The 25,880-nt window shown below is 40.9% G+C and carries 24 protein-coding genes; 13 read left to right on the top strand and 11 right to left on the bottom strand.

All coding sequences use genetic code 11. From position 1 onward, the window contains the following. Window positions 1-10: 10 nt before the first annotated feature. On the bottom strand, window positions 11-4,282 hold the full coding sequence (locus UE46_RS04450; protein ID WP_051492925.1) for a putative mucin/carbohydrate-binding domain-containing protein: 4,272 nt from the start codon (window positions 4,280-4,282) through the stop codon (window positions 11-13). 139 nt (window positions 4,283-4,421) lie between these two features. After that, entirely contained in the window at window positions 4,422-5,852 is a 1,431-nt protein-coding gene (locus UE46_RS04445) for an aminotransferase-like domain-containing protein (protein WP_036060916.1), read from the bottom strand. A 343-nt stretch (window positions 5,853-6,195) separates the two neighbouring features. Here UE46_RS04445 and pdxS point away from each other — a divergent pair, with 343 nt between their 5' ends. Together pdxS and pdxT are read left to right on the top strand one after the other, a co-directional pair. Next, window positions 6,196-7,083, top strand: a complete 888-nt coding sequence (gene pdxS, locus UE46_RS04440) for a pyridoxal 5'-phosphate synthase lyase subunit PdxS (protein ID WP_036060913.1) — start codon at window positions 6,196-6,198, stop codon at window positions 7,081-7,083. 1 nt (window position 7,084) lies between these two features. After that, entirely contained in the window at window positions 7,085-7,651 is a 567-nt protein-coding gene (gene pdxT, locus UE46_RS04435; protein WP_036060911.1) for a pyridoxal 5'-phosphate synthase glutaminase subunit PdxT, read from the top strand. Window positions 7,652-7,704: 53 nt separating this feature from the next. On the opposite strand, the gene pta is transcribed toward pdxT, so the two are convergent. Then, the gene (gene pta / locus UE46_RS04430) at window positions 7,705-8,682 is read right to left on the bottom strand and encodes a phosphate acetyltransferase (protein ID WP_036060909.1); all 978 of its coding nucleotides are present in this window, start codon (window positions 8,680-8,682) and stop codon (window positions 7,705-7,707) included. A gap of 192 nt (window positions 8,683-8,874) precedes the next feature. After that, the gene (locus UE46_RS04425) at window positions 8,875-9,594 is read right to left on the bottom strand and encodes a pseudouridine synthase (protein ID WP_036060933.1); all 720 of its coding nucleotides are present in this window, start codon (window positions 9,592-9,594) and stop codon (window positions 8,875-8,877) included. 182 nt (window positions 9,595-9,776) lie between these two features. On the opposite strand from UE46_RS04425, the gene UE46_RS04420 reads away from it, so the two are divergent. The 3 genes from UE46_RS04420 to UE46_RS04410 are packed head-to-tail and all read left to right on the top strand — an operon-like array spanning window position 9,777 to window position 12,163. Continuing rightward, complete coding sequence (locus UE46_RS04420; RefSeq protein WP_036060907.1) at window positions 9,777-10,007, top strand: FeoA family protein; 231 nt, start codon at window positions 9,777-9,779, stop codon at window positions 10,005-10,007. Then, the gene (gene feoB / locus UE46_RS04415) at window positions 10,004-11,992 is read left to right on the top strand and encodes a ferrous iron transport protein B (protein ID WP_036060905.1); all 1,989 of its coding nucleotides are present in this window, start codon (window positions 10,004-10,006) and stop codon (window positions 11,990-11,992) included. The genes UE46_RS04420 and feoB overlap by 4 nt, the downstream gene beginning before the upstream one ends. 15 nt (window positions 11,993-12,007) lie before the next feature. Further along, window positions 12,008-12,163 (top strand): FeoB-associated Cys-rich membrane protein, encoded by a 156-nt coding sequence (locus tag UE46_RS04410; protein ID WP_077912517.1) that lies wholly within the window; start codon window positions 12,008-12,010, stop codon window positions 12,161-12,163. 39 nt (window positions 12,164-12,202) lie between these two features. Here the strand turns inward: UE46_RS04410 and UE46_RS04405 are convergent, their stop codons facing one another. Next, window positions 12,203-12,427, bottom strand: a complete 225-nt coding sequence (locus UE46_RS04405) for a type IV toxin-antitoxin system AbiEi family antitoxin domain-containing protein (RefSeq protein WP_036060902.1) — start codon at window positions 12,425-12,427, stop codon at window positions 12,203-12,205. 137 nt (window positions 12,428-12,564) lie between these two features. Between UE46_RS04405 and UE46_RS04400 the strand changes: the two genes are divergently transcribed. The 6 genes from UE46_RS04400 to UE46_RS04375 all read left to right on the top strand — a co-directional run bounded on the left by UE46_RS04400 (window position 12,565) and on the right by UE46_RS04375 (window position 19,212). Further along, window positions 12,565-13,299, top strand: coding sequence for an NADPH-dependent oxidoreductase (locus UE46_RS04400; RefSeq protein ID WP_036060899.1), 735 nt, complete (start codon window positions 12,565-12,567; stop codon window positions 13,297-13,299). Between the two features lie 18 nt (window positions 13,300-13,317). Beyond that, window positions 13,318-14,271 (top strand): mannose-6-phosphate isomerase, class I, encoded by a 954-nt coding sequence (gene manA / locus UE46_RS04395; protein WP_118907430.1) that lies wholly within the window; start codon window positions 13,318-13,320, stop codon window positions 14,269-14,271. Between the two features lie 119 nt (window positions 14,272-14,390). Next, entirely contained in the window at window positions 14,391-15,146 is a 756-nt protein-coding gene (gene hemQ / locus UE46_RS04390) for a hydrogen peroxide-dependent heme synthase (protein ID WP_036060898.1), read from the top strand. A gap of 886 nt (window positions 15,147-16,032) precedes the next feature. Next, window positions 16,033-16,800, top strand: a complete 768-nt coding sequence (locus tag UE46_RS04385) for an ABC transporter ATP-binding protein (RefSeq protein WP_036060897.1) — start codon at window positions 16,033-16,035, stop codon at window positions 16,798-16,800. Further along, a complete protein-coding gene (locus UE46_RS04380; protein WP_036060895.1) occupies window positions 16,787-18,724 on the top strand; it encodes an ABC transporter permease in 1,938 nt (645 codons plus the stop codon). Before UE46_RS04385 ends, UE46_RS04380 begins: the two co-directional genes overlap by 14 nt. A 116-nt stretch (window positions 18,725-18,840) precedes the next feature. Then, entirely contained in the window at window positions 18,841-19,212 is a 372-nt protein-coding gene (locus UE46_RS04375) for an iron chaperone (protein ID WP_036060894.1), read from the top strand. Window positions 19,213-19,383: 171 nt separating this feature from the next. Here the strand turns inward: UE46_RS04375 and UE46_RS04370 are convergent, their stop codons facing one another. The 6 genes from UE46_RS04370 to UE46_RS04345 form a co-directional block, all read right to left on the bottom strand. After that, a complete protein-coding gene (locus tag UE46_RS04370; RefSeq protein WP_036060892.1) occupies window positions 19,384-19,836 on the bottom strand; it encodes an MEKHLA domain-containing protein in 453 nt (150 codons plus the stop codon). 18 nt (window positions 19,837-19,854) lie between these two features. Further along, window positions 19,855-21,567: a thiamine pyrophosphate-dependent enzyme gene (locus UE46_RS04365; RefSeq protein WP_118907429.1), complete on the bottom strand. Its 1,713-nt coding sequence runs from the start codon at window positions 21,565-21,567 to the stop codon at window positions 19,855-19,857. A gap of 536 nt (window positions 21,568-22,103) precedes the next feature. Beyond that, window positions 22,104-22,478, bottom strand: coding sequence for a DUF423 domain-containing protein (locus UE46_RS04360; RefSeq protein ID WP_036060889.1), 375 nt, complete (start codon window positions 22,476-22,478; stop codon window positions 22,104-22,106). 15 nt (window positions 22,479-22,493) lie between these two features. Then, window positions 22,494-22,781 carry a DUF5327 family protein gene (locus UE46_RS04355; protein ID WP_036060887.1) on the bottom strand — a complete coding sequence of 96 codons (288 nt, stop codon included), beginning with the start codon at window positions 22,779-22,781 and terminating at the stop codon, window positions 22,494-22,496. After that, window positions 22,778-23,353 (bottom strand): sugar O-acetyltransferase, encoded by a 576-nt coding sequence (locus UE46_RS04350; protein ID WP_036060885.1) that lies wholly within the window; start codon window positions 23,351-23,353, stop codon window positions 22,778-22,780. The genes UE46_RS04355 and UE46_RS04350 overlap by 4 nt, the downstream gene beginning before the upstream one ends. A gap of 113 nt (window positions 23,354-23,466) precedes the next feature. Beyond that, window positions 23,467-23,847 carry a DoxX family protein gene (locus UE46_RS04345; RefSeq protein ID WP_036060882.1) on the bottom strand — a complete coding sequence of 127 codons (381 nt, stop codon included), beginning with the start codon at window positions 23,845-23,847 and terminating at the stop codon, window positions 23,467-23,469. Between the two features lie 191 nt (window positions 23,848-24,038). Between UE46_RS04345 and UE46_RS04340 the strand changes: the two genes are divergently transcribed. Continuing rightward, a complete protein-coding gene (locus UE46_RS04340) occupies window positions 24,039-24,905 on the top strand; it encodes a Cof-type HAD-IIB family hydrolase (protein ID WP_036060879.1) in 867 nt (288 codons plus the stop codon). Window positions 24,906-24,926: 21 nt separating this feature from the next. Beyond that, window positions 24,927-25,742 carry a pyridoxine/pyridoxal/pyridoxamine kinase gene (gene pdxK / locus UE46_RS04335; protein WP_036060878.1) on the top strand — a complete coding sequence of 272 codons (816 nt, stop codon included), beginning with the start codon at window positions 24,927-24,929 and terminating at the stop codon, window positions 25,740-25,742. Window positions 25,743-25,880: the final 138 nt, after the last annotated feature.

Below are 25,880 nucleotides of genomic sequence, written 5' to 3'. Positions count from 1 at the left end.
CCAGTTTTATTTATTCTGCTTTAAGCCCCGTAGGTATTACGTTAAATACAGATGTTGTTTGCATTGTATAACGAAAATCCGATGAGCTATCCACAACAAATAGACGCCCATTTTCTCTATGCATAATCGCCAAAGTATAACCATCTAATATCGTCACATCCACCACCTCAGCTTTTCCAACCTCATTACCGATAAATGATTTGGCATAGACAACTTGATCATTAGTATTGCGCACTTCTATACTTGCATACGCATCACTGAAATACGAATGTGGACGTATCGCGCGCGTCTCAATATGCAAGTTATTAGTGGCTTTATCTAGTACCATCGTTGCAAACTGATAATCACTCAACCCTTTGAATGTAACGTTTAATTTCTGGCTGTAGATCATTGCTTTGTCAAATCTACTTAATACCGGAATATCTTTTTCAGTAACTAATTTCAAGCCATTATCCAGTACTCGATAGATTTGTGCTTGCCCAACTGGTAGAACAATCGCGCCCGTATTTAAAGCCAAGCGTTCCTGACCTTCTTGATGCGTAACTTTTACATAAAAACCTGTATTCAACAATGCAGTTACTTCCTTGTCATTGTATTGTTCAGAGCCGTTATAGTTCTTCATATAAACCATGTTACCTTTTTCGTCATATATCGTTATCGTTGCATAGTCGCTTACAAAATCAACATTCGGTTTCCCAGCTTTTGTAGCTACCTGAATGGATTTGTTCGCTAAATCTAGTTTCACATTGGTAAATACTTGATTCGCTCCTCCAGTGAAGTTGAATGTAAACATCTTGCCAGCTATAATACTACCATCCGCTGTCGGAACATCATCCATTGCAACTTTTACTAAACCATTGGCGGTTACAAGAAAGGCATTTTGCACAGGTAAACGATCCATTTGTTGTTCGTTTTCCACCGAATATTTCAGTCTGCTTGGTGCCTCTGCATGCTTGATAAGAATATAATCTCCAACTTTCAGATTAGCCTTACTGGTCACAGCACCAACATTTACATTTCCGATAATACTATGATTGTAAATCTCAATACCATCCTTATCCCTTACTTGAAGCGTTACATACGGATTTTCAGAACCAAAATAAGCATGCGGCTTACCACTAAGCTGACTGAGTTCAAGCTCCTCTTTTTGGAGATTCACTGTTATATTCGCAAAATTCCAGTTTCCTAATCCCAACATCTCAAAAGAAAAATTTTGACCTTCCAATAGATTCGGATCTGGAACAGGTACACTCACTACCTTCACTAAACCATCTGCTGTTACTCTATACGTATTGGTTTCACTTGCCGCATAAATTTGTTTCGTATCTTTATTCATAATCGTAAGGTAGTGCTCATACTCTTGATGTGTCAGCGTAATATAATAACCTTCCGCTATTGATACATCTTTGGAAATAGTTCGATTGTCTCCATTCAGAGCTTGTGAATATAGTTGCTTTCCAGCCCTATTGTAGATTTTAACACTTGCATAATCGTCCTTAAAATCCCAATAAGCTTCTTGATCTAATTGTTTCACGGTTACTACATTTTTTGGTATATCGACGGTTACATTAGCCAAATTCAAATAACTAGGTCCGAAAATATCAAAAGTAAAGATAGAACCATCCATCTCATTCGCATCTATTCCTGGAATCGCGGATACATCAACTTTTTTCAGCCCATCCTTGGTTACTACGTAAGTGACCTGTTTACTAGCTGGATAACGTTCGTCTGTTTCTTCATTAGTAATTATTAATCGACTTGCTGCTTCTTGATGCATAACCGTAATAAAGTAACCAGTTTTGATACTAACATCCGTTTTCCTTTCTGGTATCGAAGTATTTCCAAGATAATCTGTTGCTAATACTTCTTTTCCTCTTTGATTGTAAATTTTAATGAAAGCATAACTATCTGGAAAATAATTGTGTGGTTTACCCGCAACATTAGCGGCTGTTGCTGTTTCATTGTCTAAGTCTAGCACAAGAGATGCAAAATTCCTGTCTCCTAGACCTTTCATCTGGAATTTTATTTTTTCACCAGTGATTATATCCTCAGCTAGATTATTTTCTGCAATCAGATCTTTGTATCGTTGTTCTAGCGCTGTTCTATCTGGAGTATCAAGATAACTTAACATCTTTTTAAGTCTCGTGATAGAATTAGCGTTCGCTTCTTTACTAACAATAGGATTCTTCTCGATTTGGTTAGCAAATGCAATCAGTTTCTCCTTGTATTCAGCCAATGCGTCTTTTGCATCTACACCCATAGCTAGATTTGTTAAACCATATTTCGTCACTTCGAATGTTTGGTTTACATCCTTATTTGTCATGGCCTTAGAATTTCCTGTCATTGAAAAACGGCTTGGTTCAGCCAATCTAAGCTTAATAAGATAGCCCGTTTTAATATTCGCTGTAAAAACTCCTACTGGCGATCCACTCCCAGTCATCACTTGCTTAAATATGGAATTTCCTTTTTCATCTAAAATTTCAACACTTGCATACTCAGAACTACCAAAATAGACATGAGGTGAGCTCAGTATCGAATTCAGTTCAAATGTACCTGCTTCTGTATCAATGTTTGCGGTAGCATAAGTATAACTTAGTCCCGTAAACTGCATTTTTTGTATGGAAACGGCAGATGATTTCAGTACTTTCATGTTGATGGTTTGGTCATTCTTTCCATCAGAAACGGGTAAATAATTGGTACTTGGCTCATATAATTCACTTTGACCTGTAGGGATATTTAGCGAATAAATGCCCACAGGAAGGTTTTTCACTACTATTGTTGGTGTACTTATTTTCAATTCCCTAATCACTGCATTACCGTCTTTTATTTGTAATCCTTTCCCTTTAATTTGATTAAAATCATCCATATTAAATGTAATAGTTGCATTCGCTTTCATGTTGAACGTCTGCAATTGGGTATTATCAACCAAACCCCATTTAGTGTCTAATTCTATTTTTTTGCGGGCCTCTTTTAAATTCGTACCAGATAATAATGCCGCTAAAGGATATACGGCCTTGTTCCCAGAATACAAGTTTGCTTCTTTTTGCTCTCGTGACATTGGCCCATGTATAAGCTCCGAGTAGGCCGCGAAATCATAATGACTCGCTTCACCATAGTATTTATTCAAAAGATCGAATAAATAACTAGATTGTGGTGTACCTTCATTTTTAGCCGTACGGTAGGATTGATTAAAGTGTGTAAAAGCATCGTCTCCAGCTTTATCTTTCATCATTACAAGCGCATAAAGTTTTTCTTTTAAGCTCCAATCAGAAACAGCTCGCTTCTCTTCATATACTAACCGATTGAATGCATCTTCCATTTTTCGAACATCCGTACTATAGAGCCAACCATCATAGTATTTTGCTCCTAACATTTTCTTTTGCATTGAGTCTGCATAGAGGTTATTCCACACCTCGGAAGTCGAAAACGAGCTATCACTCATAAAAGCTCCTTGATAACCGTGTCCAATTTCATGCAGTCCTCCCCACGTTGGTTGTAACCAAAAACCAGCAACAGACCCAGCAGTTTGCGCTGTGTATGAACCGCCGTAGTAAGCCGCTCCAACCCCATGCTTATCCGCTTTTGCAAAATAGCGGTTAGGAATATTTTTGTCCGTCGCTTTGTCTGGTGTAAAAGATAATCCTTCTAGTTTATTGTATGTTTCAAACATTGTATCGTAGTAGGCCAGTAGCTTATCGATAGATTTAAAATCAGACATTTTCTTCAAATAAGCCTGGTCTAGAATGGGTACTAATATTTGAATATAATCATTACCAACAAGTGCAAATGACGCCTTTGAACTTTCCCACTTCGCGAAAAATGCTTGCTCATCATCTTTCGGTTTAAAGCTAGGCAGTTCTTTCGCTGATTCACTCACTCTATATTCAATTACTGGTTTTTCGGCTGTAAAATTCGTTTTTACGAAAGGAACGGAAGGGACACTTGCAGTCAACGTTACCCAATTATCCCCCACACTAACAGAGGTTTCCGTATTTCTATCGTCATTTAATAATTCGACCGTTATGTTTCCTTTATAATCAGGATTCGTTTGTCTGACTTCTATAAATCCATCTTTAGGAAGTACCACACCTAAATCTTGGCGGTCATGACCTGTCCCTTTTGATAATCCTTGATTGGACATCCATATGGGATTTTCTAGCGTATTCAATATTTTTTTATTTACCTCAACAGCACTTACTTTTGTTCCTGTTTGCATCATAGCTATCGCAATAATGAACAAACAAAGCATTCCATACAAAAACAGCTTCCCTTTTAGTTTCATCTCATGTCTACTCCTCTTTCATAATTAGTACATCTTATTTTCAGTTGTACTAGTTAGTCAAAGATAGCATTTTTTTACACAGATAAACAATACGTATTTCCCACATTATTCTCTATATCAGAAGCTTAATGTGAACATTTTATGACAATTCATCTGTATTAAATATTTCCTTCAACACTTGCTTTATTTCTAAAAGATCTGTTTCATTTAATCTCGCAAAAGTTAATCGCAATGCCGATTCCTTCACACCAAATAGAAAAGCTGGCATAACTAATAATTTATGCTCTAGAAAGACATCGAAACTCCGACTCGTCCAAGTCTGATTAGGGGGCAAATAACACCATAAATGAAATCCACCATTTGGAATACTATACTCTAATTCTTCTGGTAAACAAGTAATCAGTAAATCACGTTTTATCTGAAGGGCTTCCCGTAACCACGTAATGTGCTGGTTGAAATCTGAATCATTCAACACATGATTCGCGAGTACTTGCGGGAAAATACTGAGACCAAAATCCATTTCTTGACGTGCTTCAGCGAGCCTCGTCACGACCGCTGCAGGGCCTAAAAGCCAACCAATACGCGTGGTCGAACCCATCACTTTTGATAACGAACCGATATAGAGGACATTATCAGGGTCTAATTTTTTTAAGGGCGGAGGCATTGGTTGTTCTGTGAAAGCTAGCATGCTGTATGGGTCATCCTCAACGATTGGTACTTGGATTTTAGCGCATAGCTTGACAAGTGCTTCGCGACGTTTGGTCCCCATTGTTAAACTAGTCGGATTTTGAAAAGTTGGATTTACAAAGACCATTTTGATCCGATGTTTGCGGTAAAGTTGTTCCAGTTCATCCAATTTCACACCATTTTCATCCATAGGCAGCGCATAAATACGTAAGCCTGCTGATTGGAATATCGAGAGTGCATAAAAATAAGATGGAGATTCTATCGCGATCGCATCTCCACTCGTTAATAAACATTGCGTAATTAAAAACAAAGCCTGCTGCGCACCGGATGTGATAAAAATTTGATTTAGATTTATTTGGACATCACGATCTCGATCAATCATAGTGCGAATCGTTTCTTTTAGGGGGCGATATCCAGCCATATCTTCACTATCTTCTTCTGCTAAAAAAGTTTGCCAAGATAGGGCTGGAGTAGAGATTTTGGGCATCATATTTAATGGAAGTTCCCCCGACGCAAGATCAATAACTTTTTCTGAAGATTCATTTAACAGTTGCTTCATCTTGTCCATATAAGGCGTTGTTTGTAAAAAAGAACCTTGCGAAACGTAGTGACGCCAGTTTGTTTTTTGCCCAGTGAAGACACCCCATTTATCTTCGCTAATCCAGGTTCCGCTTCCTTGTTTTCGCGTAAGGATTCCTCGTGCACTTAATTCATCGAGGGCTTTAACAAGCGTAGAACGATTGACCGTCAGCATGGCAGCCAACTCCCGCTCAGCTGGAAGTTTATCGCCTGGTAGTAATTGGCCAGCCTCAATATAATCTTCAATAAGTGTGATGATTTGTTGGTAAATTGGAAATGACTCTGTTTTGATAATTTTCCACATAGTTTGATTCTCCTTTATTGAAACTCTGTTGAATTATGTTGTGGTTATTATGAGGCATCATTCGCCGATTTAGAACCTCAATATGCAGTGGAATGTAATGAAACTGCCATCCTTTTGGCCAACTCCTCGAAAACTTCACGCCCTCCATAAAAAGCAAGAGCGGCTTTTTACTGCGGCCACTCCAGTTTTTTTCGGAGCTAAACGGGCCGTTTCAGCTTTTCTAAATTGGACCACTAATCCCTCCACCAATTGGCTGTTTCTTTCATTTTGGTTTTAGCTTACCATATAGAGGTACAGGTTTCCAAGGCAGAGGTTCTACATATATAAAGGAGGAATGGATCAAATGGAAAAGCAAACTGGTAGTGAATTGGTAAAAAGAGGTATGGCGCAGATGCAAAAGGGTGGCGTTATCATGGACGTTATTAACGCGGAGCAAGCGAAAATTGCGGAGGACGCGGGTGCTGTTGCCGTTATGGCGCTAGAACGCGTGCCTTCTGATATTCGTGCCGCGGGTGGGGTTGCTCGTATGGCCGATCCGCGTATTATCGAGGAAGTGATGAACGCGGTTTCGATTCCAGTTATGGCGAAAGCTCGTATTGGTCATATTTCTGAAGCGCGCGTGTTGGAAGCGATGGGCGTTGATTATATCGATGAAAGTGAAGTTTTGACTCCTGCTGATGATGAATTTCACCTTCTAAAAAGCGATTTTACCGTGCCATTCGTATGTGGGTGTCGTGATCTTGGCGAAGCGCTCCGTCGTATCGGTGAAGGTGCTTCGATGCTTCGTACAAAAGGTGAGCCCGGAACTGGAAATATCGTGGAAGCCGTTCGCCACATGCGCAAAGTCAATAGCCAAATTCGCAAAGTCAGCGTGATGAGCGATGATGAGCTGATGACCGAGGCCAAACTTTTAGGCGCTCCTTATGAACTTTTAAAAGAAATTAAAACACTTGGCAAATTACCAGTCGTGAATTTCGCTGCTGGTGGTGTGGCGACTCCTGCTGATGCGGCCTTGATGATGGAACTTGGCGCGGATGGCGTTTTCGTTGGATCTGGTATTTTCAAATCGGATAATCCAGCTAAATTTGCAAATGCAATCGTGCAAGCGACAACTTATTATACAGACTACGAGCTGATTGGCAAACTTTCCAAAGAACTTGGCGCACCAATGAAGGGAATCGAGATTTCTCGTTTGAACCCAGAAGATCGTATGCAAGATCGAGGCTGGTAAGATGAAAAAAATTGGTGTTTTGGCGCTACAAGGTGCTGTATCGGAACATTTGGACGCGATTTCACGGACTGGCGCTCTTGCTGTTACCGTGAAGCATCCCGATCAGTTGGCCGATCTCGACGGACTTATTTTGCCCGGTGGCGAAAGCACGACCATGCGCCGCCTTATGAAGAAATACGATTTATTCGAAACGATTCAAATTTTCGCGAAGTCGGGAAAAGGCATTTTCGGAACATGCGCAGGTTTGATTTTGACGGCACACGAAATAGACGGTAGCGATGATGAAACACTGAATCTAATCGATACCGTTGTGATGCGAAATGGTTTTGGTCGGCAAAAAGATAGTTTTGAAGCAGCGATTGAGATAAAAGGATTGGTAGGCGAACCGTTTCCCGCGGTTTTCATCCGAGCGCCTTACATTGCTTCTGTTGGAGAACAGGTCAATGTCCTCGCAACGATTGATAACAAATGTATCGCCGCACAACAAGGAAAAATTCTTGTCACCGCGTTTCATCCTGAATTAACAGGAGATACACGCTTGATGGAACTTTTCCTTGCGTCGCTGTAAACTGAAAAATACCGATTGCGCAAATAAGTCGCAATCGGTATTTTTATATGGAATTATTCTGCTATAGCTTGTGCCGCAGTGATTAGCGTCAAATTGTAAACATCTTTCGTATTACAGCCACGAGAAAGATCGTTCACTGGTGCGTTCAAGCCTTGTAAAATCGGCCCAACCGCTTCAAAATTACCGAGGCGTTGCGCAATTTTGTAACCAATGTTCCCGGCTTCTAGACTTGGGAAAATAAACACATTCGCGTCACCCTTAAGAACGGAGTCAGGTGCTTTGCTCGCTGCAACAGATGGGACAAACGCCGCATCGAATTGGAACTCACCATCAAGCACTAAATCAGGTGCTTTTTCTTTTGCAATCGCGGTTGCTTCGGCCACTTTCTCTGTTTCTTCCGATTTAGCCGAACCTTTTGTCGAGAAGCTAAGCATAGCAACACGTGGATCGATTCCGAATACCGAAGCCGTTTCTGCGCTGACAATCGCGTTTTCTGCCAAATCTTGCGCAACTGGTGCAATATTAATCGCTACGTCACTGAAGACATATTTTTCGTCGCCGCGAACCATAATCATCGCGCCTGCTACTTTTGAAATGCCAGGTTTTGTTTTGATAATTTGCAGCGCTGGGCGAACCGTATCCGCTGTAGAATGCGCCGCACCACTTACAAGGCCGTCCGCTTTCCCAGTGTAAACCAACATCGTGCCGAAATAGTTCGGATCAACAAGGATTTTACGCGCGTCCTCTTCTGTTGCCTTGCCTTTACGACGTTCCACAAATGCCGCAACCAACTCATCAAAAAGTGGATCTGTCGCTGGCTCATGAATCGCGATACCATCCAAAGATACATTCAATTCCTTCGCTGTTGCCGCGATCGCCGCCTTATCCCCTAGCAAAATTGGTGTTACAATCCCATCTTTCAAAAGTTCTGCGGCCGCACCAACAATACGCGCATCTTCGCCTTCTGGTAATACAATACGTAACCCTTTTCCAGTCACTTGCGCTTTTAACGTTGTAAATAAATCACTCATAATTTCCTTTTCCTCCAATTAAATAATAATATGATATCTCTATTCTACTATGAATCCGAACACTTTGACAGCAATACAAACCGACTAGCACAGTTTGAAATAAGCGAGCTTTGTATCAATACAGGAATGAACAGTCATTCAAAATACTTTATCAAACTGTAATTATTGATTAACCCATATGACTAGTACAGTTTATTTTTCAAATGTCGTTAATGCGGCTAACTCGTCTTTCGTTAACGGCCGATATTCCCCGAGTCCAAGCGTTTCATCTAAATGCAAAGTCCCCATCCGCAAACGTTTCAAATAAACGACCTGCTTATCGACCGCCTCAAACATCCGCTTCACTTGGTGGAACTTCCCTTCTTGGATCGTTACTTCCACATCAGAAAACCCATTTTCGATCTGCAAAATGACCAATTCAGCCGATTTACACGTATAATTATCCGAAATCGTAACGCCATCTCTAAAAATCGCGATATCCGCTTCCGTTACAACACCTTCTATTTTCGCAAAATACGTTTTATCCACATGCTTTTTAGGAGATAATAAATTATGCGCCAAAACCCCGTTATTCGAAATAAGCAACAATCCTTCTGTATCTTTATCCAAACGACCAACCGGGAAAAGTTTCTTCAATTGGTCTCGCTCGTCTAGTATATCAATGACTGTCTGATCCCAATTGTCCTCCGTCGCACTAACAACGCCTGGTGGTTTATTCATCATCAAGTATGTAAATTCCTCGTAAACGACCGCTTCTCCGTAAACTTCCACTGAATCTTGCGCAGCATCCACTTGAAATTTCGCCTCTTTTTGCCGCACATCATTCACCGTAACCGCGCCATTTTTCAGAAGTTGCTTGACTTCTGTCCTGCTTCCAAAACCACTATTGGCGAGCAATTTATCTAATCTCATTCCTTCCAACGCCTCCATACCCGATTTTTGCATTTCTTCTATATAACTCATTCTAACGTTTATTTTGAATCCTGACAATTGCGCTCGTTGTGATTTCACTTTTCAGACGCGCTTTTATATGCTAAAATAAAAGTAATTGATAATGATAATCATTATACATACGATCGGAGGCGCCAGTCAAAATGAAACAACTTAATGAAGTCGCTATTGGGGAACACGTTACGATTACGCAATTAAACATCACAAATCCTAAGCTTGAAAAACGGCTTTTATCGCTTGGTTGTAAAATCGGTTGTGAAGTTTGTATCAAACAAAAGGGTTTATTTGGTGGGCCTTGCACATTCGAGACGAAGGGGCAGTATATCAGTATTCGAAACTGCGATGCGTGCGCCATCTTGGTCGAAATGCCATGACAACAATTTGTTTACTTGGAAATCCGAACACGGGGAAAACCTCACTTTTTAACGCGCTTACTGGTTCTTATGAAACGGTTGGCAATTGGAGTGGCGTGACGGTGGAAAAGAAACTTGGGATGCTACGTCAAAAAGCAGGGAAAATTATTGATTTACCGGGCATCTATGATTTAAGTCCGCTTTCACGTGACGAGACGATTGTCACCCGTTTTTTGCTAGAGGAGCGCTTTGATTCTATTTTAAATATTGTCGACGCATCGCAATTGGAGCGTAATTTGCATCTGACCGTACAATTACTTGAACACGGCGCGCCAGTTGTTATGGGATTGAATATGGTGGATGTCGCTGCTAATCGCGGTATTCGCATTCAAATTCCTGCCATCGCGCGCAAATTGCATATTCCGATTTTGCCTGTTGTCGCTAGAACTGGAAAAGGTACCGATGAAATTCTAGCCGCCATTACTGAAAAAAGTCCAGCGCCTGCACGTGGTCTTATTTTACCTTATGGAGACATGGTAGATAAAGCGATTTCCGAGTTGAAACCGCTCCTTGAATCGCATGTAAAACCAAAACAACAGCGCTGGTTTAGCGTCCAGTTTTTCAGTGGGAATGAGGCGATGAATGATTTCTTGGCGAACCACAATTTGCTCAAAGATGCACTCCTGATTCGGAATCGTTTGCAAGAAAAGCTAGGAACACCGCTAGAACAGTATTTCTATCAGATTCGTGAAGCCTTTATTGCCGATATTTGTCTCGAAACCGTCGAACATACGAAAAAACATAATATCCCACTTTCCGATAAGCTTGACCGTCTGTTTACGCATCCATGGCTTGGTATTCCGCTATTTCTGCTCGTGATGTATCTGATTTTCCAGATTACATTTACGTGGATTGGCGTCCCACTTTCTGATTTGCTCGATAGCTTTTTCGGCGGTACTTTATCCGATTGGGTTACTTCTGGTCTAACGTTTATCGGAGCCTCCCAGTTCATTATTGACCTCGTCGTTAGCGGTATTATTGCGGGTGTTGGCGGCGTGCTCGTCTTTATTCCGCAGATTTTGGTCCTGTTTTTCTTTATTTCATTGCTGGAAGACTCCGGCTACATGGCGCGGATTGCGGTCGTTATGGACCGGGTTATGGAGTTTTTCGGCTTAAATGGTAAGGCGTTCATACCGATGATCATCGGCTTCGGCTGTAACGTTCCCGGAATCATGGCCGCGCGATCCATCGAAGAATCCAAAGAGCGAACCTTGACCATCCTTGTGACGCCGTTCATGTCCTGTTCCGCGCGGCTTCCCGTTTACGCGCTTTTCGCCGGTGTATTTTTCGCCCAAAATCAAGCGCTCGTCGTTCTCTCCTTTTATGTAATTGGCATCGCGCTCGCCCTACTTGTTACAAAAATTCTATCCGTGACGCTGCTCAAAAAAGATAATTCAGTATTCGTCATCGAGCTTCCACCTTACCGCGCCCCATCTTTTCGAACATTATGGCGCAGCACCTGGGAAAAAGGACGCGGATTTTTACGAAAAGCAGGGACCTTCATATTCGCAGGTTCCGTTATTATTTGGCTATTAAATTACACTGGCCCCACCGGATTCAACGTCCCAATGGGAGATAGTTTTCTCGCTATGATCGGTGGTTTTATCGCTCCAATTCTAGCACCACTCGGATTCGGAACGTGGCAAGCCGGCGCGACACTCATCCCCGGTTTTCTAGCAAAAGAAGTCGTGATTTCCACTATGTCGATTATTTACGCAACAAAAGAAAGCACGCTCGCATCCGTCGTTGGCGCGCATTATACACCACTATCCGCCTACTGCTTCATGCTTTTCATTCTATTATATATTCCCTGTTTGGCAACAGTCGCAGCGATTCGTAAAGAGATCGTCTCCTTCAAATGGACAGCTTTTGCAGTAATTTACCCACTCGTAACAGCTTACATTCTCACGCTTTTAGTGTACCAAATCGGAAGCTTATTCTTATAAAGGAGGCTGTGAAAAATGGTATCCCTACTCGTAAATATAGTAATTGGCAGCCTCATATTTGGCTACACAGTCTATGCACTTGTCCGCCACATCCAAAAAAGTAAACAAGGAAAATGCGGCGGTTGCGATTTAGAAAAATCCTGTGACAGTGAAAATTCAGCGCCATTCTAATACCTAAAAAGTCCGCCTAATTTTTTAGGTGGACTTTCGTTATGTATACGGTCTATATTTTTTGCGAAGTATCACTTGCTCATCCTTCCGTGCTTCCAGATCATCTTTAAAGAACAAACTAACTTGCCCCTTCTCCACGCGTTCTATTTTTCCACGTTTCACCAGCGATGATAAGGCTTGTTTCGAAATCCCTAAGAAGGCAGCTGCTTCCTCTGTTGTAAAGAAATATTTTTCTAAAAGTCCGATTGCTCTCTTTTTTTCCACATTGCCACCTACTTTCCATTCCCTATTTTACTGGATATCAGAACTCTTTTTCAACCCATAACCTAAAAATACTTTCATCTAATTCTAAAAAAGGCTATACTTAGTTTGTTAGTGTACTCGAAATGGAGGTTTTCTGTGTGAATCCAATCATAAATCATTTGCAAAATCATCGTTCTTTTCGTAAATATAAAACGGATAAAACGATTCCAAAGGCACAATTAGATAGTATTATTCGTTCTGCTCAAAGTGCGCCGTCCTGGATTAACGGCCAGCAATATTCGATTATCGCTATCCAAAATCCTGAGCGCAAACAGAAAATCGCGGAACTCTGTGGCAATCAACCGTACATAGCGGAGTGCTCCGTATTTCTTGTTTTTGTGGCTGATTTTTATCGGACGCATTTGGCGAGTGAGCAGCACCAAGGTTCGCATTCTGCTGTGGAAAATGTGGACGCTTTACTTGTTGGGGCAACGGATGTTGGACTAGCTTGTGAAAATGCGATTATCGCAGCGGAATCCTTTGATTTAGGTGTTGTTTGTATCGGCGGAATTCGTCGAAATATGGCAGAAGTTATTGATTTTTTGAAACTGCCTAAACATGTTTTCCCGGTTGTCGGGCTGTGCGTTGGTTATCCTGACGTGGAGATGCCGATTAAACCGCGTTTTCCTAAGGAAGCTATCTACTTTGAGGAAACGTACCAAACGGACGTTGCAGACTTAATGTCGGCCTATGACGAAACGATTATTCCTTTTTCAGCACGTGAAGGTGGCATTTCGTGGACGAAGCGTGTTTCTGCATTTTATGATAAAGATTATTATCCTTCGATCGCAGAAACATTGAAGCAACAGGGTTTTTTGATGAAAGATATATAAAATTAGGAGGCTATTATGATGACAAAAGCTTTATTTTTAGATTCAGTTTTTCAAGATCGTATTTGGGGAGGCACGAAATTACGTGACTTCTTTGGCTATGCTATTCCGACGGAGACAACTGGCGAACATTGGTCGATTTCGGCGCATCCGCACGGCCCTTCTACTGTGAAAAATGGTGAGTTTGCTGGGAAAACGTTGATTGAATTATGGGCGGAGCAGCCCGCTTTATTCGGTAACCCGAAAGAATCTGTATTCCCGTTGTTAACTAAGATTTTGGATGCGAACACGGATTTATCGGTGCAAGTTCACCCGAATGATGCTTATGCGAAAGAACATGAAAACGGCGAGCTTGGCAAGACGGAATGTTGGTATATTATTGATTGCGAGCCCGGCGCTGAACTTGTTTATGGCCATAACGCGACATCGAAACAAGAATTGATTGACTGGACGCGTGACGGTAAATGGAGCGAGTTGCTTCGTAAAGTAGCGATTAAACCAGGTGACTTTTTCTATGTTCCGAGCGGTACGATTCACGCGCTTTGTACGGGGACGCTTGTTCTTGAGACGCAGCAAAGCTCTGATACAACTTATCGCGTGTATGATTACGATCGCGTCGATGATCATGGCAATAAACGCGAACTTCATTTGGAAAAAGCAATTGACGTGACTACTGTCCCGCATCACGATGCCGTTTTAGACATCAAAACAAAAACGACTGGTGCTTTGACAGAAACTACTTTTGTAGATAGTGAATTTTTCGCGGTCTATAAATGGGATATCGATGGAAAAGCTGATTTTGAGGCAACAGCGTCCTATACACTCGTCAGCGTACTTGCTGGATCCGCGACGCTAACGATTGATGGCGAATCAACACCGATCAAAAAAGCCGATCATTTCATCCTACCGAACACATGCAAAAATTGGACAATCGATGGCAACGTTAGCTGCATTGTTTCGACGCCGCCAAAATAAATTTCGCGTAGAACCCTTCCCTTTTTTAAGCGGAGGGTTTTTCACAAACATAGAGTGAGACAGTGTTCTCTTATTTGTGTTACAATTTAAGCAGTACATAAGGAAGGAAGTGCGTTACTATGAACGAAGCAGTTAAAACGTTAGACGGTTGGTTTTCGATCCATGATTTCAGAACGATTGACTGGCCAGCTCTCAGAGAAGTTTCCCCTGTCGATCGCGATTCTATGCTCAATGAATTACAAAACTTCTTGGGCGACATGAACATCACGAAAAAAATGGGTGAAGGCGAACACACGATTTACTCGATTATCGGTCAAAAAGCTGATTTACTTTTTTTCACGCTTAGACCAACGCTTGAAGGTTTGAATGAAGTTGAGAATCAATTGAACAAACTGCGTATTGCGGATTATTTATTGCCAGCGTACTCGTATATTTCTGTGGTGGAGTTAAGTAACTACTTGGCAAATCACTTATCAAAAGGTGAAGATCCATATGAAAATAAACACGTGCGTGAGCGTTTATATCCCGAATTACCAGCACGCAAGCATATTTGTTTTTATCCGATGACGAAACGACGCAACCTTTCTGATAACTGGTACATGTTGCCGATGGAAGAACGCCAAGCGATGATTCGCGATCATGGTGCGATTGGTCGTACGTACGCTGGGAAGATTAAGCAGATCATTGGTGGATCTATTGGTCTGGATGATTTTGAGTGGGGCGTGACACTATTTGCGGATGATGCGCTTGATTTCAAACGAATTGTGACAGAGATGCGCTTTGATGAGTCTAGCGCTCGCTTTGCAGAGTTTGGTTCCTTCTTGATTGGGAATTACATTGCTTCAGAGAATTTGAGTGAATTTTTTAGGATTTGAATGGATTAAAAAAATAGATTTGACACCTAGCTCCAGATGGGGCTGGGGATTTTTGTTGTGGGTTTTATGAGGCATCCCCTGCCGATTTAGACCCTCAATATGCATGAGAGCAAAGCGGGCATGTAATCCATCAGTGGCTCTTATACGCCAAACCCAGAACTACTAGTATGCAAATAAGGAGCAGCTAACCTTGAGAGCCTCAATATGCATGAGAACAAAGTGAGCATGTAATCCATCAGTGGCTCTTATACACAACACCCAGAACTACTACCATGCGAATAAAGAACAGCTAATCCATCAAGGGCTCTTACCCGTCGAGTCTGGAATTAGCGCTTTGTTTTTATTGAAGTGTTGCATTTAGAGAAACTGTGGTCTCGAATTCGTGTGTTTGTTCATGCTCGGCGCCGTTGGATCTAGCTTCAACGGCCAACTCCTCGAAAACTTCACGCCCTCCATAAAAAGCAAGAGCGACTTTTTACTGCGGCCGCTCCAGTTTTTGTCGCAGCTGTACGGGCCGTTTCAGCTTTTCGGGTGATCTAGCTTCAACGGCCAACTCCTCGAAAACTTCACGCCCTCCATAAAAAGCAAGAGCGACTTTTTACTGCGGCCGCTCCAGTTTTTGTCGCAGCTGTACGGGCCGTTTCAGCTTTTCGGGTGATCTAGCTTCAACGGCCAGCCTCTCGGAATTTTCGGTACCTCCGCAAAAACCAAAAAAGGGTTTTCACTACGCCCCCTAACAAATTCTGTCGAGGCTATACGGGCTGTTTACGCTTTTCAAGTTACAAAATTGTAAGTCTTCCTCCTCATAATGTCATCTAATTCAATGGAACGCCTCCTCTTTTATCGTTAAACTAAGGTTATAGTTATTTATTTAGGAGGAGTTTATATGGAAATAGTTCTACAAGCAAAGAATGTTCGCAAGGTTTATGGTATTAAAGGCAATGTCTATACGGCCTTGGATAATATTAGTTTGGAAATTGCAAAAGGGGATTTCGTCGGTATCATGGGGCCAAGTGGTGCTGGTAAATCGACACTTCTCAATGTTTTTTCAACAATCGACAAACCAACATCTGGTGAGATTCAAATTTCTGGGCAGGAGCTTGAAACGATGAATGAGCAGCAAATGTCTTCATTCCGCCGTGATCAGCTAGGTTTTATTTTTCAAGATTATAATTTACTGGATACGCTTAGTGTTCGTGAAAATATCATTTTGCCGCTTGCTCTTGCGAAACGTCCTGTGAAAGAGATGGAAGCGAGTCTTGAAAAAGTCGCGGATACGTTTGGTATTCGTGAAATTCTAGATAAATATCCAAATGAGATTTCTGGTGGGCAAAAGCAAAGAACAGCTGCAAGTCGTGCGATTATCGCTAGCCCAAGCTTGATTTTTGCGGATGAGCCAACTGGTGCACTTGATTCTAAATCAGCGACGGACTTGCTTGAGAGTTTGAAAGGCCTCAATGAACAAGAACATTCGACGATTATGATGGTAACTCACGATGCTTATGCCGCGAGCTTTTGTAAACGGATTTTATTTATTAAAGATGGTGCTATTTATACAGAAATTTATCGTGGTACAAAGACTCGTAAGGAATTCTTCCAAAAAATTCTCGATGTGTTGGCGCAGCTAGGAGGGGACATGAATGACGTTATTTGATCTAGCAAAAAAGAATATAAAACATAATTTTATTCATTATTTTCTCTACTTCGCTTCGATGATTTTCTCGATCATGATCTACTATACATTCGTTTCGTTAGCTCAAGACCCTGCTGTTGTCGCACGTATCGATAAGAGCGCCAAGCTTTCTACTGTTTTTGATGCCTCGTCGATTGTACTTATTATTTTCGTTGCGATCTTCATTTTGTACTCTAATCATTTTTTCACCCGTAAACGCAAAAAAGAAATTGGTATATACTCCCTACTCGGCCTTCGTAAAAAAGAAATCGGCAAGATGCTCTTTTATGAAAATTTCTTAATGGGGATCGGTGCGCTAGTTATTGGAATTGGTCTAGGAACGCTACTATCCAAATTCTTTGTCATGGTGCTACTCCGAGTAATGAATTTTGGTGGTGTCAGTAATTTCGTCTTTTCACTAGATGCCGTGATTAATACGGTCATTATTTTTGTGATTATTACGCTGATCACCTCGTTTACTGGCTACCGAATTATTTATCGCACGACACTGCTCGACCTTTTTCATTCAGAAAGTAAACGTGAGAAAACGCCGAAAAGTAACCCCGTTCTAGCGATTCTTTCTATCTTACTAATTGCATTTGGCTACTTTATCGCGCTACAACCAGTCAATGCAATTTCCATATGGGGTAGAATTGGATTCGGCCCTGGTGCATTGGTTATCTTAGTATCCGTTATACTAGGAACAGTGCTTTTACTCAGCAATTTCTTACCATTCTTGCTTAATCAGATTCGCAAAAATAAACGAATTTTCTATAAGGGCACGAATATTATTAGTAATTCTCAGCTTGCTTTTCGGATTGCTTCTAACGCCAGAACGCTTGCTGTTATTGCGATTTTGAGTGCTACAACGCTTACCGCAATTGGCGCGATCGGCAGCCTTTATTACAATGTTAATAAGGATGCCAATGCAAGTTATCCCGCCACTTTTGAATATACTGTCGTTGATAATGCGAGCAATCAAAAAGCGCTAGGACTTGCTGAAAAGAACACCAAAACACCGATGACCGGTCACCTGGAGACTACTGTAAATCATGTGAAAGCAACGAGTGATCGCGAAATGCCGGTGGAATATAGTCCAGAAGAAGGCTTTTCCGTGATTGGTCAAACCGCTTATAACAAGCTTTTAAAACTAGAAGACAACACAGATAGCGAAAAAGCAGATTTAAACGATGATGAAGCGATTTTGATCGCGCCAGCATCACTTTACTCTGAAGAAACTGCCAAAACGTTAAAAAATCAAAACTTCACTTTGCAAAATAGTACGAAACAAAAAGTGACCGTGAAAGATGCACTGAAACAATCCCCTTTTAGCAGTATTTTTGGTTTGATTATCGTTTCTGATGATGTCGCTAACACAATTTCTAGTCAAAAAGCACGCACAATCCAATCGATTATGGTAGATAATCCAAAAGACGCCGTCGCACTAGGCGAACAAATGGCGAAAGTGCTGCCTGAGGATGCTGGATTTGTTAGTTTCCCTCAAGGCTATGAAGCAGGAATGAGCACGATTGGTGTCCTACTTTTCATCGGTATGTTCATCGGTCTCGTATTCCTTGCAGCAACGGGAAGTATCATTTACTTCAAACAGCTAACCGAAGCCTATAATGACGTCGCAACTTATGATATCTTGAAAAAAATCGGTTTAGATCGCAAAGAAATTCGCAAAACGATTGCAAAACAAGTACTGGTGATTTTCCTCGTACCGCTCGTTCTTGGTATTGCGCATAGTTCGGTGGCACTTATTGCCCTATCAGGAATGCTGCAAATGGATCTAACTTTACCGGTTCTTCTAAGTACTGGCCTCTACACCTTGATGTTTGCAATTTACTATATATTGACTGTGAATACCTATACGAATATCGTGATGGGGAAAGAGAAACAATAAATAAGAAGTATGGCGCACCTATTATGTTGAATGGTGCGCCATACTTCTTCCTTGTATTTTCAAGCATTTACGCTAGAATAGACTTATAGCTTTAAAATCGACTGGAGGAATCAAGTATGGAAACAATATCAGACTTTTTAGTAAAAATAGACAATCCTGAACATCGCGCGCAACTGGAAGATGTTTTTAATTGGATAAAAGAAGAATTCCCCAACTTAAATTCAAAAATTGCATGGAATCAACCCATGTTTACCGACCATGATACGTTTATTATTGGATTCAGCGTTGCTAAGAACAACTTTGCCGTATCTCCTGAAGCAGTTGTTATCACTCGTTTCTCAGAAGCCATCAAGGCAGCTGGCTACACAAACACTGCGAATTTAATCCGCTTCCCGTGGGATAAACCGGTGAATTATGATTTGCTGAAAGATCTAATCGAGTTCAACATATCAGATAAAGCCGATTGCGAAACATTTTGGCGGAAATAAGAATATATGTGTTAAAACGTCCTCTTTTTAGCGGGCGTTTTTTGTATTTGAAAACAAAAAAATATCGCTAGACCGGCAATGTCAGCAGGTTTAACGATTAAAAGGGAGTTTATGTTAAGAAAGCACGATGTTAGGATTACAGTAGCGATGAACAAGTTTTAATAGAATGATTTATGTTTCCGATTTGCAAATCAGTGCTGCCATTCCAATTGTTTCACCTGATTTACTTATTAAGTTCCAAATCATCCCGTTCTTTATTTCAAATAACATCCCTTGTTTATCTACCCTTGTGCCATGATAACCCATTAATATTCCTTGCGTAGTAACTTTTTCTAGCAAACATTCCCGATCTCTTTGCATCTGAGGTGGTGCACTTTTTCTTGAAGGGGTCGATAAAAATTCTTCTAAACTATAGCCAAAAATAATTTGTGCTTGTTTATTTGCATAGATGAAAAGTGGCTCTTCATTATTATTTTGAACCAACAAACCATATGGTGATTGCTCATCTAGCCAACGTAGACGCTCTTCTTCCATGATAGAAGGTGTGGGTAATTTTTTGCTTGTCCAATGTTCATAAGATTGCTCAATTAAACGAAGCATTTGATATCGTTCGTCTTCATACATATAAGATTAACCTCCATTCTATAAATTACGAACTCGTGGATTTTGCCCAAGGATTTGTTCTGGATCTACGGGAATACTCACAATAATTGATTGTAATTTATTTTTTTCGATTTCCCGCAAAATGTCATCAAAATTGGATAAATCGGATAATACTGAATAACTTAACCAGCCAGATGCCTCCGCTATTTTACAGTAATCCGTCTTATTTAGCTTATCATGGAATCTCTCAGAATCAACTGTTGGGAGAATTATCGGTAGGCCTTGAGCGACAATAGAGTACGTATGATTATCTAGCAGAAATAAAACAATCCCTAAATCTTTGGCTTCACTTAAACTCCCCCCATACAATCTGAAGCAACCATCTCCGCTAAAAAGATAGACGCGTTTATCTGGTGAAGCTAACTTTGCACCTATCGCAACCCCGTAAGCACCGCCCATAGCAGAACCCCTGTAAAAAGAAAAATAGGTTATCGCATCATTAGGCCGTTGCGTTACATATTGATAATCTTTGTAAGCAAGGCAAACATCACTTATAACCACACTGTTGGGTTGCCACCACTTATATAATCGCGCATAGACTTTTGCCATGTCGGCATATTCTTTTTGAGGTGGTAAAATTTCTCGCTTATTTAAATCGGCAGTGGCAACTTGACAAGGTTTTGTGGCGAATGATTTTTGTTGAGTTTCATTGATAATTTTCTGCAATACCTCATTCATAGGGGCATTAAGTTGATGCACACGATGCTGCGCACTATGATGAAGATTTCCTCTTATTTGTCCATAAGCATTTTCAGTATTTGTTAAAAAGAAGACATCTCCAGCGGATATTTTTTTTAGATCCGTCGTATATTCATCAGGCGTTACTCCGACACAAAGTACCACATCCTCTTCATTTATAGAGTCCCAAATATCCAGAGCCTTATCATTTCCTCCAAAAGAAATATACCCATAAGCATAAGGATTACTAGATTCAATACAGTTTCCACCATTTATACTCCATACCACAGCCGCTTTCAACTCGCGACAAACAGCTGTTGTCAGTTTTCTCATAGAAGAATCATGCATACCTTCTTCCCCCACTAGTAAAAGCACCTGCTTGTCCTGCACGCTTTCCCGAAATAGGCGGATAAATGACGTTATCTCGGAATTTTTATTGATTGGTTTATTATTTGAAATTACTGGAAACTCAGTGACTGGCAGTGACATCATTTCATTGTCTAATAAAAAAATAACTGGCTTTCGCGATAGCAATGCTTGATGTGCACGTTCTAATTGTTTGGCGAACGTAAATGGATTATCTAGAAGGAATACATGTTGAGGGAATTCAGCCAATAGCTGTTGAACAATATTACTACCATAAATCGAAGAATCTTGTAACGAAGCATCTTCCACATGCCGTGCAGTCGAAATGGGGAAAATATAAACAGAGGGGATATCGTGAAGCTTAGCATCGCTGAGTCCACAAGATAATAGTTTAGTTGCAGCACCCGTCGTGGCTATCGCTGCTGAAATTTTTCCAGTGGAAACATAATATCCTAATGGAGTAAAGCCAGCAGGATACTCGCTAATCGTAAATAAAGAGGGGCTTTTCTGCTCAGACGTATATGGCGCAAGATATTTTAAGTAATGAATCACACCTCCACCTGTAACTCCAGTATACAAAGTAATCTCCATTGAAGTTAAATAATCTGCAAGTACTTTAAATCCATTTTCCTTAATAATACTCATCATTTTAATTCCTTTCTGTCTATAAAATTTAACTTAAAATGCATACAGAGAATTATGTACCAAATTAAAACTTGAGATCTATACAAAAGCGTAGCTATTTAAACAAAAATTTCTAAGTCATAGCTTTTTATTCAATACAAATAGGACTACTCACTATTGAGATATTTCTTTTTTATTGTTCCTCGTTAATTTTTTCTTTTCATATGAAAAAAATGTTTTATTTTCCACTTTAGTTAGTAGCCCTTGCTTTGGTATAAACATAGGATAAGAGTTCTGATTAAAAGTTGAAAACAAAAAAATATCGCTAGACCAGCAATGTCAGCAGGTTTAGCGATTAAAAGGGAGTTTAAGGTAAGAAAGATTCTTAATTACTAAAAAGGGAGAAAAAGTAATTAAGATATCGTTGCTTACATGTATAATACCCCGCTATTTTGGAAATGAATCCTTTTCTTTCACTTTCTTTTGTTAAAGTTTGGTAACAAAAATTACCACGATTCGAGTGGAACTTCGAAATCCCTTCTTATACCACACTTTTTATATTACAGAGTGGGTTTATCCTTTGCTACAGCGATAATAAAACAAATCCATCCTGCGATAAATGCAACGCCTCCAAGTGGTGTTACAGCGCCGAGTACGGATACTTTTGTAATACTGAGCACGTATAAACTTCCTGAAAACAACACGATTCCCGTTGCAAATAAATATCCTGCTGTTCTAAGTAAGCCCCGATCCATTTTTCCGAGTAATAAACCTACGACTAGAATAGCTGTTGCGTGGAACATTTGGTATTGTACACCGGTTTCAAAGGTTGTATGGTAGCTGCCGAGTGTTTCTTTCAAAGCATGCGCCCCAAAAGCGCCAATTCCCACGGCTAAACCTGCAAATATTGCACCTAAAATTAACATTTTTCGCATTTCTTGAAAAACCCCCTAAAAGTCTAACAATGAATCGCCATTCGATCCATCTTCTATTTCTACTTTTTCAGCACCGAGCGTCACTGGTTTGGCGACTGGCAATTCGCCTGTCATCGCTTGGTACTCCATGCTTGAGCTGAAACTTGCTGTTTGTTTTACTTCTACTTCTTGAGTGCGCATAACTTCTATTAATACTGCTAATCCGTGCAAATGTAATTGTTTCGCTTGTTCTGATGATGCTGTTTTGGCCAGATTTAATTCTCGTTCCATTTTTGCAAAAAGGGCTTGGTCAGACACTGTCATCTTGCGTTGCCCTCCTGTTTGTCTAATTGACGAATAACACGCGCTGGATTTCCTGCTACAACGGCATTGGCTGGTACATCTTTGGTTACGACCGAACCTGAACCAATGACCGCATTATCACCAATATTAATTCCAGGATTAATGACACTGCGACCGCCAACCCAGACGTTATTGCCGATCGTCACGGCTTTAGCGAGTTCAAGCCCACTATTTCGTTCGTCCGCGTCGAGTGGATGATATGCTGTATACACATGTACACCTGGTGCGAACATGCAGTTATTCCCGATCTTGATTGGTGCGCAATCAAGGAACACGCAATCGAAATTCGCATAAAAATAATCGCCGACTTCAATGTTATAACCGTAATCACAACGCACATTCGGCTCCATATAAACGTCTTTACCCGCCATACCTAACAATTCACGAATGGGTTTCTCGCGTTCATCCTTATCACTCACAACACCGTTTATCGCTGCACATAAATGCCGCGCTCGTTCTCGGTCTGCTACAAGTTCCGCGTCCCCCGCTCGGTATAATTCGCCACTAATCATCTTTTCACGTTCTGTCATCATGATTTTTGCCACCTTCCTTTTTAGCTACTCCTTCCATTATACCGTTTTTCCAACTAAAAACACACATTAAAAAGCCCAATTCGAAATTACTTCCAAATTGAGCGAGTTTCTTCTTATTTCTCCGTCGTAGCAGGAATCCATTGAAATACCTTTTTAAACGATCCTGTAAGCAACGTTACGATTGCGAGTACCAATAATACGAATTCTGGCTCATATCCACCGAGGAATCCGCTCGAGAATTTCACGGTCACGATGGCCACGCCTAACACACCGATAAATAGTGCCGAAACATATGGCACCAATACACCAAAAACAAGCGCCAATCCGCCAACTAGTTCAATCAATGCCACCACGTACGCCATGAAGCTTGGAATCCCTAAGCTATCAAAAAACTGGACCGTCCCGCCAATTCCATTTGTGAATTTTTGCAATCCGTGCAGGAACATGATGCCCCCTAGCAAAACCCGAACAATCAAAATACCGTATTTATTCATTATTTATTATCTCCTTTGTCTGTGTAGTAAGCTTAGTATGCCGCAAAAATATATCTTACCAATTAACTAGGTATTAAAATTTTATTAAATTCGAGCCTTACCTAACCCATTTCCCAATTTTACTTACTGCAATTTTGCTCGAAAAATGATATCCTAGTGGTGTAGGAACGAAAATGGGAGGATTATAATCTATGATAAAAGTAATTGCTTCAGATATGGACGGCACCTTGCTTAACTCAAAAATCCAAGTGGACGAAGACGGGGTAAAAGCGATTGAACTGGCTCGGGCGAAAGGGATTCACTTTGTCCTATGTACTGGTCGGATGTACGATGACGCGACGCAACTCATCAACCATGCTAATCTTTATGCACCAGCAATCTGCATGAACGGCGCTGAAATCCGCGACGAACATGGCAAAATTCTTAAACAAATCCCAATTGACAAACCATCTGCGCGAAAGACGTACCAAGTTTTGAAAGATTTGGGTATGTACTGTGAGTTTTTCACCGATATTGGTCCAATTTCACCGAATAAAGATAAAGGTATTGAACTAATGAAGGAAATTCAACACAAGGTTCATCCTGAATTAAGCAAAGAAGAGGTTCACCGCTACGTCGAGGAACGCTTTGAAAGTAAAGATGTTCACGTAATCGATGACCCAGAACGTCTTTTCCAAAATGACGAAATTACGATTTTGAAGTTCATCGCTTTTTCTTCGGATCAAGTCGTGCTCAAAAAGGCGAAAGATACGCTTGAAGCAGAGGGAAACTTAGCGGTCAGCTCTTCTTTTTCTGATAATATCGAAATAACGCATATCGATGCTCAAAAAGGTCTTTCTTTACAATATTATGTGGAACAAATGGGCGTGACGATGGATGAAACCTTTGCGATTGGTGATAACTTCAATGATGTCTCGATGCTAAAAATGGCTGGATATAGCGTTGCAATGGGCAATGCAGAACCCGCTGTTAAAAAGCTAGCGAAATATGAAACAGATTCCAATGACGAGCATGGCGTTGCAACTGCGATCCACAAGATGCTTGAATCAAATCATTAATTTTACTGGGAGGAAATTAGTATGACTATCAAAAAAACATTAACCATTGCAGGCTCCGATTCAAGTGGCGGCGCTGGACTCCAAGCTGATTTAAAAACATTTGAAGAATACGGTACATTCGGATTTTCGGCGATTACAACCATCGTAACCATGGACCCTGATAACAACTGGAGCCACGGGGTGACACCACTTGACGCTGATCTTTTGCGCGCCCAATTAAAAACAATTTTGTCTGGTGGTCCGGTTGACGCAATGAAAACTGGTATGCTAGGCTCGGTTGAGATCATTGAAGCAACACGCGACGCCATCGATGAGTATAAATTACAAAACGTCGTGATCGATCCCGTGATGGTTTGTAAAGGCGAAGATGAGCTGATCCAACCTGAAAATGCTGAAGCAATTCGCGACCTTTTACTACCTCGCGCGCTAATCACAACGCCGAACCTTTTCGAAGCTGGCCAACTGTCTGGTCTCGGTAAACTTTCGACGCTTGACGACATGAAAGCAGCTGCCGAAAAAATCGTGGCACTCGGCGTGAAGTATGTCGTTATCAAAGGCGGAAAAGCACTAAAAAGTGATAAAGCGATCGATCTATTATACGATGGAACAACATTCACCGTTCTTGAAACACCCAAAATCGATACCAACTTCAATCACGGCGCAGGCTGTACTTTTGCAGCAGCGATCACAGCTGGACTTGCAAAAGGCTTAAGCGTCGAAGAATCCGTGCATAAAGCGAAAGATTTTGTTACAGCTGCAATCAAAGGTGGCTTCGCACTAAATCAATTCATCGGTCCAGTATGGCACGGTGCTTACAATAACGCAGAAAACAGATAATTTTAAAGCCAGTCTACTCAAGTAAAGTCGGAGCAAGTCTACTCGGAAATACGAGTTGGCATTCTCCGGCTTATTTTTGAGTAATTATTCATTTCGCACCAATTCACATACTTCTCATGTTATAATATATAAGACACT

Origin of the sequence: Listeria weihenstephanensis, assembly GCF_003534205.1 — a bacterium.
GTDB lineage: Bacteria > Bacillota > Bacilli > Lactobacillales > Listeriaceae > Listeria_A > Listeria_A weihenstephanensis.
This window is presented reverse-complemented; position numbering and strand designations above follow the sequence as displayed.

Coding starts and splice junctions, on each gene's coding strand:
- UE46_RS04450 (WP_051492925.1), bottom strand. CDS start 4,282: ATGAAACTAAAAGGGAAGCTGTTTTTGTATGGAATGCTTTGTTTGTTC.
- UE46_RS04445 (WP_036060916.1), bottom strand. CDS start 5,852: ATGTGGAAAATTATCAAAACAGAGTCATTTCCAATTTACCAACAAATC.
- UE46_RS04420 (WP_036060907.1), top strand. CDS start 9,777: ATGAAACAACTTAATGAAGTCGCTATTGGGGAACACGTTACGATTACG.
- UE46_RS04385 (WP_036060897.1), top strand. CDS start 16,033: ATGGAAATAGTTCTACAAGCAAAGAATGTTCGCAAGGTTTATGGTATT.
- pta (WP_036060909.1), bottom strand. CDS start 8,682: ATGAGTGATTTATTTACAACGTTAAAAGCGCAAGTGACTGGAAAAGGG.
- UE46_RS04365 (WP_118907429.1), bottom strand. CDS start 21,567: ATGATGAGTATTATTAAGGAAAATGGATTTAAAGTACTTGCAGATTAT.
- UE46_RS04425 (WP_036060933.1), bottom strand. CDS start 9,594: ATGAGATTAGATAAATTGCTCGCCAATAGTGGTTTTGGAAGCAGGACA.
- UE46_RS04355 (WP_036060887.1), bottom strand. CDS start 22,781: ATGACAGTGTCTGACCAAGCCCTTTTTGCAAAAATGGAACGAGAATTA.
- UE46_RS04370 (WP_036060892.1), bottom strand. CDS start 19,836: ATGTATGAAGACGAACGATATCAAATGCTTCGTTTAATTGAGCAATCT.
- manA (WP_118907430.1), top strand. CDS start 13,318: ATGACAAAAGCTTTATTTTTAGATTCAGTTTTTCAAGATCGTATTTGG.
- UE46_RS04345 (WP_036060882.1), bottom strand. CDS start 23,847: ATGAATAAATACGGTATTTTGATTGTTCGGGTTTTGCTAGGGGGCATC.
- UE46_RS04360 (WP_036060889.1), bottom strand. CDS start 22,478: ATGCGAAAAATGTTAATTTTAGGTGCAATATTTGCAGGTTTAGCCGTG.
- UE46_RS04380 (WP_036060895.1), top strand. CDS start 16,787: ATGACGTTATTTGATCTAGCAAAAAAGAATATAAAACATAATTTTATT.
- UE46_RS04340 (WP_036060879.1), top strand. CDS start 24,039: ATGATAAAAGTAATTGCTTCAGATATGGACGGCACCTTGCTTAACTCA.
- pdxT (WP_036060911.1), top strand. CDS start 7,085: ATGAAAAAAATTGGTGTTTTGGCGCTACAAGGTGCTGTATCGGAACAT.
- UE46_RS04375 (WP_036060894.1), top strand. CDS start 18,841: ATGGAAACAATATCAGACTTTTTAGTAAAAATAGACAATCCTGAACAT.
- pdxK (WP_036060878.1), top strand. CDS start 24,927: ATGACTATCAAAAAAACATTAACCATTGCAGGCTCCGATTCAAGTGGC.
- pdxS (WP_036060913.1), top strand. CDS start 6,196: ATGGAAAAGCAAACTGGTAGTGAATTGGTAAAAAGAGGTATGGCGCAG.
- UE46_RS04350 (WP_036060885.1), bottom strand. CDS start 23,353: ATGATGACAGAACGTGAAAAGATGATTAGTGGCGAATTATACCGAGCG.
- UE46_RS04410 (WP_077912517.1), top strand. CDS start 12,008: ATGGTATCCCTACTCGTAAATATAGTAATTGGCAGCCTCATATTTGGC.
- feoB (WP_036060905.1), top strand. CDS start 10,004: ATGACAACAATTTGTTTACTTGGAAATCCGAACACGGGGAAAACCTCA.
- hemQ (WP_036060898.1), top strand. CDS start 14,391: ATGAACGAAGCAGTTAAAACGTTAGACGGTTGGTTTTCGATCCATGAT.